Annotated in this window: 14 protein-coding genes; 3 read left to right on the plus strand and 11 right to left on the minus strand. The window is 70.4% G+C overall.

What is annotated here, in order from left to right:
- Positions 1 to 36: 36 nt before the first annotated feature.
- The gene (locus tag IW248_RS19880) at positions 37 to 1,578 is read left to right on the plus strand and encodes a gluconokinase (protein ID WP_196928197.1); all 1,542 of its coding nucleotides are present in this window, start codon (positions 37 to 39) and stop codon (positions 1,576 to 1,578) included.
- 9 nt (positions 1,579 to 1,587) lie between these two features.
- On the opposite strand, the gene IW248_RS19885 is transcribed toward IW248_RS19880, so the two are convergent.
- Entirely contained in the window at positions 1,588 to 1,872 is a 285-nt protein-coding gene (locus IW248_RS19885; protein WP_196928198.1) for a putative quinol monooxygenase, read from the minus strand.
- Positions 1,873 to 2,088: 216 nt separating this feature from the next.
- Between IW248_RS19885 and IW248_RS19890 the strand changes: the two genes are divergently transcribed.
- A complete protein-coding gene (locus IW248_RS19890) occupies positions 2,089 to 3,456 on the plus strand; it encodes a serine hydrolase (RefSeq protein ID WP_196928199.1) in 1,368 nt (455 codons plus the stop codon).
- Between the two features lie 7 nt (positions 3,457 to 3,463).
- Here the strand turns inward: IW248_RS19890 and IW248_RS19895 are convergent, their stop codons facing one another.
- From IW248_RS19895 to IW248_RS19910, 4 genes are all read right to left on the minus strand, one after another.
- Positions 3,464 to 4,237, minus strand: coding sequence for a hypothetical protein (locus IW248_RS19895; RefSeq protein WP_196928200.1), 774 nt, complete (start codon positions 4,235 to 4,237; stop codon positions 3,464 to 3,466).
- Positions 4,238 to 4,290: 53 nt separating this feature from the next.
- Positions 4,291 to 5,049, minus strand: coding sequence for a MerR family transcriptional regulator (locus IW248_RS19900; RefSeq protein WP_196928201.1), 759 nt, complete (start codon positions 5,047 to 5,049; stop codon positions 4,291 to 4,293).
- A 50-nt stretch (positions 5,050 to 5,099) separates the two neighbouring features.
- Complete coding sequence (locus tag IW248_RS19905) at positions 5,100 to 7,355, minus strand: putative bifunctional diguanylate cyclase/phosphodiesterase (protein WP_196928202.1); 2,256 nt, start codon at positions 7,353 to 7,355, stop codon at positions 5,100 to 5,102.
- Positions 7,356 to 7,665: 310 nt separating this feature from the next.
- On the minus strand, positions 7,666 to 7,899 hold the full coding sequence (locus IW248_RS19910; RefSeq protein WP_030490878.1) for a zinc-ribbon domain-containing protein: 234 nt from the start codon (positions 7,897 to 7,899) through the stop codon (positions 7,666 to 7,668).
- Between the two features lie 154 nt (positions 7,900 to 8,053).
- On the opposite strand from IW248_RS19910, the gene IW248_RS19915 reads away from it, so the two are divergent.
- Positions 8,054 to 8,371, plus strand: a complete 318-nt coding sequence (locus tag IW248_RS19915; RefSeq protein ID WP_196928203.1) for a helix-turn-helix domain-containing protein — start codon at positions 8,054 to 8,056, stop codon at positions 8,369 to 8,371.
- A gap of 39 nt (positions 8,372 to 8,410) precedes the next feature.
- Here IW248_RS19915 and IW248_RS19920 read toward each other — a convergent pair whose 3' ends face one another.
- From IW248_RS19920 to IW248_RS19945, 6 genes are all read right to left on the minus strand, one after another.
- Positions 8,411 to 8,692 carry a hypothetical protein gene (locus IW248_RS19920; protein ID WP_196928204.1) on the minus strand — a complete coding sequence of 94 codons (282 nt, stop codon included), beginning with the start codon at positions 8,690 to 8,692 and terminating at the stop codon, positions 8,411 to 8,413.
- 21 nt (positions 8,693 to 8,713) lie between these two features.
- On the minus strand, positions 8,714 to 9,811 hold the full coding sequence (locus tag IW248_RS19925; protein ID WP_196928205.1) for an IQM protein middle domain-containing protein: 1,098 nt from the start codon (positions 9,809 to 9,811) through the stop codon (positions 8,714 to 8,716).
- Positions 9,789 to 10,130, minus strand: a complete 342-nt coding sequence (locus tag IW248_RS19930; RefSeq protein ID WP_196928206.1) for a WXG100 family type VII secretion target — start codon at positions 10,128 to 10,130, stop codon at positions 9,789 to 9,791. The genes IW248_RS19925 and IW248_RS19930 overlap by 23 nt, the downstream gene beginning before the upstream one ends.
- Before the next feature lie 4 nt (positions 10,131 to 10,134).
- The gene (locus tag IW248_RS19935; RefSeq protein WP_196928207.1) at positions 10,135 to 10,530 is read right to left on the minus strand and encodes a YbaB/EbfC family nucleoid-associated protein; all 396 of its coding nucleotides are present in this window, start codon (positions 10,528 to 10,530) and stop codon (positions 10,135 to 10,137) included.
- A gap of 203 nt (positions 10,531 to 10,733) precedes the next feature.
- Positions 10,734 to 11,603, minus strand: a complete 870-nt coding sequence (locus IW248_RS19940; RefSeq protein WP_196928208.1) for an SRPBCC family protein — start codon at positions 11,601 to 11,603, stop codon at positions 10,734 to 10,736.
- Positions 11,596 to 12,153: a winged helix-turn-helix domain-containing protein gene (locus IW248_RS19945; protein WP_124820022.1), complete on the minus strand. Its 558-nt coding sequence runs from the start codon at positions 12,151 to 12,153 to the stop codon at positions 11,596 to 11,598. The genes IW248_RS19940 and IW248_RS19945 overlap by 8 nt, the downstream gene beginning before the upstream one ends.
- Positions 12,154 to 12,197 lie beyond the last annotated feature (44 nt).

The raw sequence follows: 12,197 nt of genomic DNA on the forward strand, positions 1-12,197 counted from the left end.
GGTGCGTCGGTTCATGTTTTCCGAGGGGGTGGCGTCGTGCCGGCAGTAACGCTGCCCGGGGTCGTGATCGGGGTCGACATCGGCACCACAAGCACGAAGGCCGTCGCGTACGACACCGAGGGGCGGCAGCTCGGCAGCCACCTGGAGGGCTACCCGCTGAACAACCCGCAACCCGGCTACGCCGAGCAGGACCCGCAGCTCATCCTCGAAGCGGTGTTCAGGTCGATCAGCATGGTCGTGGCCGAGTTGGTCCAGCCGGTCGCCGGGCTGTCGTTCGGCTCCGCCATGCACAGCTTGATCGGGTTGGACCGAGACGGCAATCCGCTCACCCCGTCGGTGACCTGGGCCGACTCGCGATCGACCCGGCAGGCCGAGCGGTTGCGGGCGGTGCCGTCGGGGCTGGCCCTGCACAGGCGCACCGGCACGCCGATGCATCCGATGTCACCGCTGCCCAAGTTGCTCTGGTTCGCCGAGCAGGAGCCGAAACTCTTCGAACGGGTGGCGCACTGGGTGGGCATCAAGGAATGGGTGCTGCTGCGGCTCTGCGGCACGCTGGTCACCGACCACTCGATCGCCTCGGCCACCGGCCTGCTCGACATCCACACGCTGGAGTGGGACCCGCAGGCGCTGGGCATCGCCGGCATCACCGAGGAACAGCTCCCGCGGCTCGTCGCGACCACCGCCGTGCTGCCCAATCTGATCCCGCAGGCCGCCGCCGAGACCGGCCTGCCGGAGCGCACCCCGGTGGTGGTCGGCGCGGGCGACGGACCGCTGGCGAACCTGGGCCTGGGCGCGGTGCACCCGGGCATGGTGGCCTGCTCGATCGGCACCAGCGGCGCGATGCGGGTGATGGTCGAGCGGCCCGGCGTGGACCCGCTCGGCGGGGTGTTCTGCTACGCGCTGACCGAGCAGCGCTGGGCGGTCGGTGGCGCGATCAACAACGGCGGCATCGTGCTCAAGTGGGCCGGCGCGGCGCTCGCCCCGGATCTGGGCGAGCACTCCGAGGAGGACCTGGTCGCCCTGGCGGCCCGCGCGCCTGTCGGTTCGGGTGGGCTCATCATGCTGCCGTACCTGCACAGCGAACGGGCACCGCACTGGAGCGCCCTGCCGCGCGGCGCGTACGTGGGGTTGACCCACGCGCATCGCCGCGAGCACCTGGTACGGGCCGCGCTGGAGGGCGTCTGCCAACAGATGGCGCTGGTGCTCAGCTCGGTGCGCGCGGCCGGCAACGAGGTCCGCGAGGTCCGGGCCGGTGGCGGCTTCGCCCGCAGCGGACTGTGGCGGCAGATGCTCGCCGACGTGCTCGGCCTGCCGGTGAGCTTCCCGGCCGCGCACGAGGGGTCGAGCTTCGGCGCGGCGCTGCTCGGCATGGAGGCGCTCGGGCTGATCCCCAGCATCGACGTCGCCGCCGAGCTGGTGCGGATCGAGGAGACCGTCCGCCCCGACCCGGCCGCCGCCGCCACCTACGCGTCGCTGCTGCCGCTCTTCGCCGAGCTGTACGACGCCCTCACGCCCACCTTCGCCTCGATCCGCCGGATGGCGCCCGGCCTGCCCACCGGCCCCGAACCACAGGCGTGAGCGGTGGGGTCAGGGTGCTTCCACGCCGGCGATCAGGTAGCGCTGCACGTCGGCGTCGAGGATTGCCACTTCCTGCGCGTCGTCCGGCCCGGAGCCACGGAACGCCGCCAACTGCTCCGGTGACTCCCAGCGTTCGTAGACGTGGATCCGGCCGGGCTCCAACGGGTCAGCCGCCAGCAGGAAGTCGAGGCAGCCGGCGGTGGCGCGCGCCCGCGCGATGACCTGCTCGCAGTCGGACAGGTACGCCTCACGGGTGGCCGGTTCGACGTGCAGACTGCCGGCGATGATCAGCATGGGTCCTCCAGGTTGGTGGCTGACCTTTGCTCTGCACCCGCCGGCGCGCCATGCACGGTCCGTAACTGGCGCATGGGCGGGTGCAGAGCAAAGCGTGATACCTGTGGGTCACAGTTATACCTGTGGGTCGTCGCGCTCGGGGGGACATTGCCGCCCGGACGGGTGACGCCGGTCCCGCCGGTCTCACCAGCCTCCAGCGCTCCATATCGTGCAAACGTGAGAAAAAGCGACAAGAGGCGCTCATCTTCCCTGCTGGGGAACTCTGCCCGCGTACCCCTGAAGGTGCTGACGGCGGCGGTCGCGCTCGCGGTCCTCGCGACGACCGGGCCGGCCACCGCGGACGGCCCGGGCCGCGCGCCCGGCGCGGACCCGGCGCAGACGACCGAGCCGGGGTACGGGGTTGAGCCCGGTGACGGTCAGAGCCACGAGCCCGGGGTGGACCCGACGCCGGAGCGCCCGCCGACCAGCGAGGTTTCCTGGCTGTCGTTTCCCGGCGGGGTCTTCGCGGTGGACTCGCTCGGGCACACAGTGCGCTACCGCGCCTGCGACGGCGACACCGGCCGGGTCGCCGACCCGACCATGCGGGTCGCCGCCGGGGTGGCCAGCGGCGCGGTAGTCGTCGGCGGCACGGCCTACCGCTACCGGGTGCCGCTGGTGGGGCGCAGCGAGGGCACGATTGAGGTGATCCAACGGCACCGCCCGCCGACGACGCTTACCGGCGTGGTGGTCACCAGCCCTCAGCCGCCCACCGACCCGGTCGAAGGGGCCCGGCTGTTTCCGCTCAGCGGGCAGCTCGCCCGGGTGGTCGCCGACGCGAGCCTCAACCCGGCCGGGGTCACCGTCCGCGACCTGTCCGGCCGCTACGGCGACCAGCAGATCGCCGTCAACGGATCGCTACGGCCCAAGGCGGCAAGCGTCATCAAACTGTGGATCCTCGTCGAACTGCTGCGACGGGTCGACTGTGGACAGGTTTCCCTCGACGACGGGGTGCTGGTCACCCCGGAGGACGTGGTCGGCGGCACCGGTCAGCTCCAGTTCGAGACGTTCCCGCAGGTGGTCACACTGCATCGGCTCGCCCAGTACCTGATCAAGTACAGCGACAATGTGGCAGCGAACGTGCTGATCACCTACCTGGGTGGGTTCGCCCCGGTCAACGCGCTCATCGACTCGATGAACCAACGCTCCACCATCCTGGCCCGCCGGATGCTCGACAGCGCGGCGGCGCAACGCGGCGAGGAGAACTACACAAGCCCGGACGACGTGGTGTCACTGCTCGGCGCGGTCTGGGACGGCGAGATCCTCACCCCCGCCTCCCGCGACATGATGATCGGGTTCATGCGGGAGCAGACGCTGAACACGAAGATCCCGGCGGCGTTGCCACAGGGTGTGCCGGTGGCCCACAAGACCGGTGACTTGCCGGACGCCTCACACGACGTCGGCTACTACCTGATCCCCGGCACCGAGACCGCCGTCGCGTTCCTCACCGCCGGACCCATGGCCACCGGCGACGAGACGGTCCGGCGGATGGCCCGCACCGTCTACGACTTCCTGGTCACCCCGGTCGAGGGGGCGGTCGAGGAGTGAACCGACGTCAGGCGCCCGGAATGTTCGCCGGCGGGTCCTCGCCGATCAGTTCGGCCGCCGGCGGGTCCGCCGACACCGACAGCCCGAAGTCCGAGTACGTCAGGTCGAGCTGGGCGGTCTGCGACTGCTCGCTGGCCAACTCGATGCGGTAACGGACCAACCGCCCCTGCTCGTCGACGGCCGCGGTGAACGGCACCGCGCCGGCCCGGTCACCGAGCACGCTACCGACACCGCTGCCCAGCACCGCGTCGCTCTGGCGCAGGTCCAGCGTGCCCGCGTACTCCCGCTCGGCGGTCTGCCGGACCCCCGCCGGCGCGCCCAACGTGCTGGCCAGCCGGGTGTTGTCCAGGCCCTGTTTGGCCGCCGGGGCGCCCGGAGCGCCGACGTGCCACCAGGTCTTGCCGTCCCACACCGGCACGCGGCGGTCCGGAGCGGTGACCCGCACGTACACGTCCGGCCCGGTGGTCAACCGCTCGATCTTCACCACGCCGGTGGGCACCTTCAGCGACGTGGTCTCCAGACCGCGCTTCGCCGTCGGGTCCCAGAGCAGCACCGTGGCGTCCCCGTCCGCGCCGCCGGTGCCGACGGTCAGCCGGTACGGCTGCTCGTCGGCCTTCCCGGCGGCTGCCTTCAGCACACCGGCCGGGTCGGCCGGGCCCGCCGCCGCCGTCGGGCGACCCGCGTCCGGCTCGTGGTCGCCGGCGGCGACCAGCGCCCATGCCCCGGCGCCGACCGCCACCACGAGCACGGCGACAGCGGCGATCAGCTTCGGTTTCTGCACTGTCATCTCCCCCGGGCGGTGCGGTCCGGCCAGACTAGCCGGACCGCACCCCGTCAGGCCCGGCTGATCGCGTTGGCGTGGATCGCCTCGTGCAGATAGGCGGCCAGCCCCGGCGCGATGTTCTCGTAGTACGCGGTGAACCGCTCGTCGGCCAGGTACATGTCGGCCAACCCGGTCTGCATCTCGTACGAGCACTCGTAGAACCAGCGGCTGATCAGCTGCCGGTGCTCCTCGGCCAGGTCCATCGCCTCCGGGCCGTCCGCCGGCGCGCCCGAGGCCAGCACGGCGACGATCCGCCGACCCCAGTCCTCGTTCTCCGCCTTGATCCGCAGCCAGTCGTCCTTGCTGTAGCGGGAGGCCCGGCGGTTCGACTCCCGGTACGCGTCGGTGTCACCCCACCGCTGCTCCGCCTCGGCCTCGTGCGCCTCCGGGCTGAAGTCACCGAAGACCTCGAACCGTTCCTCCGGCGTGAGTTGGATGTTCATCTTGCTCGCCTCCATCGCGAACTCGATCGCCGTGACCATCTCCTGCAACCGCCTGAGCCGTGCCGTCAGCAGTTCGTGCTGTCGGCGCAGGTGCGCGGCCGGATCGGCCGCCGGGTCGTCGATGATCGCGGTGATCTCCTCAAGCGGGAAACCAAGCTCCCGGTAGTACAGGACGAGTTGCAGCCGTTGCAGGTCCGCGTCGTCGTAGCGGCGGTAACCGGCCGAGGTGCGCCCGCTGGGCGAGAGCAACCCGATCTCGTCGTAGTGGTGCAGCGTCCGCACCGTCACGCCGGCAACCTTCGCCACCTGACCCACCGTGTACGCCATGGTCCCCCTCCCTTCCGGGAACCAGGCTCCTGCCTGCCGTTACGTGAGAGTCAACTCCGATTCTGGCCCACCATGGCGGGGGCGTCCGGCCGCCCGTACAGATAGCCCTGGCCGCGTGGGCAGCCGATCGCGGTGACCGCCTCGTGCTGGCGTTCGGTCTCCACCCCCTCGGCCACCACCGCCAGGTCGAACGCGCCGGCCAGGCGGGTGACCATCTCCACCGTCGCGTACGCCCGGTCGTCGGTGCCCAGCCGGGCCACGAACGACCTGTCGATCTTCAGCTCGGTGGCCGGGATGCGATGCAGGTAGCTCAGCGACGAGTAGCCGGTGCCGAAGTCGTCGATGGCGATCTTGATGCCCAGCTCCCGGAGTTGGTGCAGCCGCTCCAGCACCGCCTCGGTGCCCTCGATCAGCGCCGACTCGGTCAACTCCAGCGTCAACGCCCGCGGTGCCAGCCCGGCGGCGCTGGTGGCCGCGGTGACAGTGGCGATCAGATCCGGCCGACGCAGGTGCGCGGCGGCGATGTTCACAGCGACTGTCGCCTCCGGCGCCCGGCCCCGCCAGGTCGCGGCGGCCCGGCACGCCTCGTGGATCACCCAGCGGTCGATCGGCAGGATCAGCCCGGTCTCCTCGGCCAGCGGCAGGAACTTCGACGGCGGCAACATCCCCAGCCGGGGGTGCCGCCAGCGCACCAACGCCTCGGCGCTGCGCACCGCACCGGTGGCCAGGTCGACGATGGGTTGGAACTCCAGGTGCAGCTGGTCCTCGTCGACAGCCCGGCGCAGGTCGGCGATCAGCTCGGCGCGGGAGACGGCCGACTCGCGCAACACCGGCGTACACGTCCGGTACGCGGACTTCCCGGCCGCCTTGGCCGCGTACATCGCGATGTCGGCGTCGCGCAGCAGGTCGCTGTGCGAGGCGTGCTGCGGGCCGTACTCGGCGATACCGATGCTCGCCGACGGGTGCACCCCGACGTCCTCCTCGTCGTCGGAGGGCCGCAACGCGTCCAGCAGCCGCTCGGCGAGCCGCTCGGGTGACACCGGCCGCTCACCGTCGACAAGCACCGCGAACTCGTCACCGCCGAGCCGGGCGATGGTGCCGTCACCGTCGACGGCAGCGTGCATCCGTGCCGCGAGCCCGGTCAGCAGGGTGTCGCCGGTGGCGTGCCCGAACCGGTCGTTGACCTGCTTGAACCCGTCCAGGTCGAGCAGCAGCACGGCCACCGGTCGCCCGTCGCGCAGGGCCACGCGCAGCCGCCGGTTGAACAACAGCCGGTTGGGCAGCCCGGTGAGCTGGTCGCCGTACGCGAGCCGACGCAACCGGACCACCAACCGGAGGTTCTCGTTGGCGGCCAACCCCTGACGGACGGCGAGGGCCGCCAGCAACACCATCATGGTCACGAACACCAGCTGCGGGGTCTGCCCGGTGGGCCGACGCGCCAACACCACAGCGATGATCGCCCCACCCACCGGCAGGTACGGCAACGCCACCCGCCACCACGGCGGCAGCGGCGACTCGGCGGTGTCGTCGGTGGCGTCACAGTCCGGTGGCGGCGGATTCCGGGTGGCCAGCCCGATCAGCAGGTAACTCAACGGCCAACACAGGTCGATCGGGTGACCGGCGGCGTAGTCGGCGCGGGCGACAAGCGACACGTAGACGACGTCGGCGACGACCCGCAGGGTGAGGCTCGCCGCGAGGATGCTCATCGGCCGCCACATCGGCCGGGCCGGGCCGGACACCGCGACCAGGATGGTGAGCTGCATCAGGTCGAACATCGGGAAGAGCAGCCCCAGCGTGCGCGCCGGATCGGCCAGCTCGGCGGCGGCGACCCCACGGAAGACCAGCACCCAACCGATCGGCACCAGGGCCAGGGCGACGATCACACCGTCCAGCAACGTACGGGCCCGACCGACCGCGGTCCGTGGTGCGGACGGCGAACTGAGCAGCGCGGCCGTGCCGGTGAGAATGCCGGCGGTGAAGACCACCCCGACCACCGGCGTGTGCGGCAGGTCACCGCCGACGAGCCGTTGCGCCGTCCAGATCGCCCGGCCGATCGCGGCGAGCGCCATGGTGAGGGCGAGCAGCGTCCAGAATCGGCGCAGCGGCGCCGGATGCCGGCGGGCCACCCCTACACACGCGAGCGTCGCCCAGCCGGCGACAAGCATCGCGCCGATGTCACTGACCAGCGCGGCGCCCGGCAACCCGGCGACCAGCCAGCAGGCCTCCAGCAGGATGACCGCAGCCGCGACGAACGCGCCGACGGGGTTCAGCGCCCCCGCAGCCTGCTTTCCGTCCTGTCGGGACACGGTCGCTCCGGCCCTTTCGTCGTGCGTGCACCCTCGGCAGGACCGGTCCACGGCAAACCCCGAAAGCCTAACCAGCGCTCAGAAACGCCACCAGAGCCGAACGTGCACGCCGTCCCCGCCCCCGGGTCAACGGCCGGCCGATCGGTTCCAGGGTGAACGGGGCAGTGCGGTGCCGGCCAACGGACGGCGTGCGCGGCGGCGTCTGCGCCGGCCAGGGGTGCAGGGCGGGCGGGCAACTGTGTGCACTGCCACGTCGACCGGAGGCGTTGGTCGGCCGATCAGCCAGCAGAGGAAACGTTCCATCGTCGGATCAGCCGACCGGGAGACGCTCGGCGTCGGACTTGGAGATTTCGTACTCAGCCGCGCAGAACGTGCACTGCTGGGCGTACCGGGTGCGGATCGGAATGAGGGGGATGAAGAAGAGTGTGAATTTCGTCGAGCGGCGGGTGATCACCTGCGCGGCCTGGTTGCCGCAGTGGCGGCAGACCTGCTGCACGACACCGGACCGGTCGACCTTGGTACGCAGACCAAAGATGAAGAACATCGCCCGCCAGTACCCACTCAACCGCGAAAAGTCACCAGATCCCGCCACCGGATCGCCAACCATCGCCACCGGCCAACCGGAGGGGTATAGCGATTGGTATACAACCGTACGAGCTTTACTTGAAGGAACGTGCACAGCAGGAGGGGGGACACCAGTGAGTGGTCACGTGCGGTGGACAGACATCCGAGCCGAGTACGTGCAGCGTGCTGGTGGCGAGGCGGCTGTCGAAGCGGGTAAGGAAGAGCTGCTTGCGCAGGTCGTCGGGCACCGCCTCGCGGAGGTACGACGCTCTCGCGGCTTCACTCAGCAGCAGATCGCTGAGCGGATGGGCGTGACCAAGGGTCGGGTGTCCCAGATCGAGCAGGGCAGGATCTCCGGTCAGGATGTGGTGGCTCGATACGCTGCTGCTCTCGGAGGCCGGCTCCACCAAGCCATCTACTTCGACGACGGTGACATCGCCGCCATCGCGTAAGGATCCTGACGCGAGATCGAGGCGGGGCGGTCAGCCGCCTCAGTGCCAGGGCCGGCGCTGGTCCAGCTCGCCCGCCAGCCGGCGGAGAAAATCGCGGAACCCCTGTTCGCTGTGCGACGTCTCGATCTCGTCGGTGAGCGGGCCGTCGTACTGCTGCGCCTGGACGATCGCGTCCGCGTACACAGCCGGGCCGTCTCCGAAGTAGCGCCGCTCCACCATGGCCGCAGCCATCTGCTTGGCAGCGGCGTCGTCCAACTGCGCTGTGAACATCACCCCATGCAAGATCTGGTTGGTGACGCCCTTCCAGTCACGGTCGCCCATTCCGCACACCTTTCCGACGGGTCAATTCAACCGGGTACGGCCGTCGAAGCCGAAGAGCGGGATGTCGTTGACGCCGTTACGGCTCAACTCGTCGGTGACCTGCCGCATCTGTTGCGGATCAGGTCGATAGTGCCCGCTGGCAGAGGTCACGTACTGCACTCTACCGTCGACGACCGCGATCTCTCCGGCCGCCGCTACCGGCTGACCGTTGCCCAGGGTCGAGTGGTGGAAGGCACCGACCTCCTGGTAGTTCGAGGCGTAGATGTTGCCACGTTCGTCCATGACGAAGATGGCCCGGCCGCCGTCCTGGGTCCAGTGGGTGGACGCGGCGCGGGTGTCGAAGGGCTGGCCGTCCTTTGCCTGGCGCACGATGCCGTCCGAGTCGACGTACACCCGGTGCGCTTCCCGTTCCGCCTCGCTGAGTCGACGCACCGATTTGGGCCGAAAGGGGTTTCCCGGATGGTCGCCGGCGGTCTCGTACCGGTAGTCGTCCCGCATCGGCCGACCCTGGTAGCGGACCTCCTGCAGCGGTCCCGGCACACCGGGGCGCCCCGGACGTCGATCCGGACCCTTGCGGTTGAACCTGCGCAGCAACGTCTTGGCGCGGCGAAGTAGTCGCGGAATGATGTCGTTGACGACCCGTTGCACGACCTCCTTGATGATTCGACGGATCGCGACCCGGGCCACGCCGATCGCGATCGGGATCTGTGCCAGCGAGCCGCCGAGGGTGGGGGCCGCGGCCGCCAGCGCCATGGCAACCTGGACCACCAGGATCGTGAGCTGGACGATCGTGAGGACCTTCTGGGTCAACGTGATCACGGCCATCACGAGCAGCGCGGCGGCGATGAGCTCCGCGGCCTCGGCACCGTCCTCGATACGGCTGGTCGGGCCCTCCTCGCCGCGCCACATCGCCTCGAAGGCGGCGACGTCCCGCCCCCGGTTGGTTGCGCTCACGACACTCGCGCCGGCGTTCGCCCCGCTGGCCGCCGTGCGCAGGGTGCCCGCGAAGGACATCCACGCCTGGGCGGCCTCGTACAGCAGCTCCTCGTCGGCCTCTGGCCAGGTGAAGCCCACCCAGTTGAGGGCCTCGGCGAGCTCAGCTGGCAGCTGTAGGCCCACCGGGCAGCCCCAGTCTCGTGAACAGGGCCGCGTTGTCGAGGTCGCTGCGCTCATGGGCGTCGGCGGCGGCGCCAAGCCTGTCGGCCACGCTCAGGAGCTGGTCGGCCATCGAGGCGTAGACGTCGAGAGCGTGTTGCAGCACCTCGGTGTAGGCCGCTCCGAAGACCGTCCCGGCCTCGTCGCCACCCCAGGGACTGGCCGAACCGGTGACGGTGCCCTGCAACCGCTGCACCTCGGCGCCGAGCCGCTCACCGCTGGCCTCGATGCTCCGCGCCGCCGAGTGCAGCGCGGTGACGTCGACCTCCAGGGCGTCGGTCATCCGGTCACCGCTTGTCGAATCGGCGGGTCAACGCGTCCAGGTCGCCGATCATCCCGTCCAGCCCACGCCAAGCCTCTGCCGCGACCGCCTCCAACTGCCGATGCGTCGCTGCCTGGTCGATGTCGCCGCCGAGCATCTCCTGGCGCTGTCGCAGCTCATCATCCTGTGCGGTGCGCACCGCCTCGATCACGTGGTCGGCGATGGCCCCGGTGCCGCGCCGCAGCAGGCGGGGGTCGATCTCCAGCGACTCCAGCCGGCCATAGCCGACCACCACGGCCTCGACCAGCCCGTCGGCGGCGGTGCCGCGCCCGCGCAGCTCGCCCTCGCCGGTTGGCACAACTGGTGGCGACGTCGACTCCGTCAGTGCCGACGGACCGGCGGCCTGGCCCAACAGGCGCATTGCCGCTTCCAGCGAACGCCCGACAGCTGTGTGATCTGCATGCTCTGGACCTGCCACTCGCACCGCCCGGCCGCCGACTCGACACTGACTCAGCCGACCTTACCGATCGGCCGGCCGTTTGACGGACCCGCTGCCCGGTCCCTCCACCTTGGACACCGATGGCTCGGTGTGCCCAAGGTGGAGGTCGACCGTGGCTGTCGAGGTCAGCTGGTCGGTGCGGGCTCCAGGCCGGGGATCTCCTCGGAGATCCAGATCGGCTGCCAGTTCGGCACCTCGTGGAAGCGGCGCAGCTCGAACAGCCCGGCAACCGAGCCACTCCAGGCCCCGTACGGCGGGTTGGCCTCGTCGAAGCCACTCTGCACGAAGGTCAGCGTCGTCCGGCCACCGGACTCGGCCAGCTCCCAGCTCGTCACGCCGGTCGGCCCCCAGTCGATGGACATCCGTCGACCGGGCTCCAGGTCGACGACCTTGGCCGCGTAACCGGTCTCGAAGCCGCCCATGGCGTACCGGCCGCCGACCCAGGGCTCGATGCCGATCGGGTAGCCGAACCATGCGCTGGCCTGCTCGGAGTCGGTAAGCGACTCCCACACCTTGTCGGCGGGGGCGGCGATGACCAGCTCACCGCGCAGGTCGGCGGAGGTGAAGTCGGTGCGGGGCAGCAGTGGCTTGCCCTCCACGTGGGCGGCCAGGTTGGCGATGGACAGCGCCCAGAACGTCTGGAGCACACCCCGGATGCTGGAGCCGCTCATCGCCTCGGCGAAGTCGAAGTGGCTCTGGGTCAGCATCAGCACGGTGCTGTCGGTGCCCTCGGCGGTCAACTGAAACTCGGTGGTGGTCTCCACCCCGTCGAGCAGCCAGCCGAAGCGCAGCGTGTCGTCATCGGCGTGCAGCAGCCGCTGGTGCGGGGCGTCGCCCTCGGGCGTGTAGCGGCCCCAGAACTCGTACCGCTGGGGCAGCTCGACCTCGGCGTGCTCGGCCAGCCAGAGACGCAGCTCGGCCGGGTCGGTCAGGGCCTGGCGGACGCGCCCGACGGGCGCGGAGAGACGGGCCTGGACCTTCATCGGCTCACTCATTGTCGTTCCCTTTCGGATAGCAGGCGACGGCCAGCTTGAAGGCATCGCCTTCGCTGCCGCCGTAGCGGGTGAACAACTCCTGAAGTGCGGTTTGCAGGTCGTGCAGGAACTGCTGGCGCTGCTCGGCCGGCACCCGGATCTCGCCGGAGACCCCGATCGAGGGCAGCTCGGGTGCCGCCCGGTCCAGGCCGGCGATGTCGGCCTGCACCTCCTCCATCAGGTCGAGCAGGTAGCCCAGGCTCAGCTCGTCGCGGGCCCGGCGCAGGCCGATCCGGCCGACGAGCCGCGGGGAGAGCCAGTAGGAGCGGGCGGCGGCCTGGTAGATGCCTTCGGTGATGCCGCGGACCTTGCGTTCGTTGACCAGCTCGACGAGGCCGGCCGCGACGAGCTGCTTGACGTGGTAGTAGACGCGCTGTGGCGTCTGGTCGAGTCGGGCCGCGACCTCGGTGCAGGTGCGCGGCTCGGCCAGTTGCCGCAGCACCTCGACGCGCTGCGGCTTGAGCAGGACTTCGGCCTGCTCGATCTGCTCCAGGTACAGGACGTCTCTCATGGCAAAATCAGTTTGTACGTACAAAACTTCTTTGTCAATCACTT

Source organism: Micromonospora ureilytica, from assembly GCF_015751765.1.
Classification (GTDB): Bacteria; Actinomycetota; Actinomycetes; order Mycobacteriales; family Micromonosporaceae; genus Micromonospora; species Micromonospora ureilytica.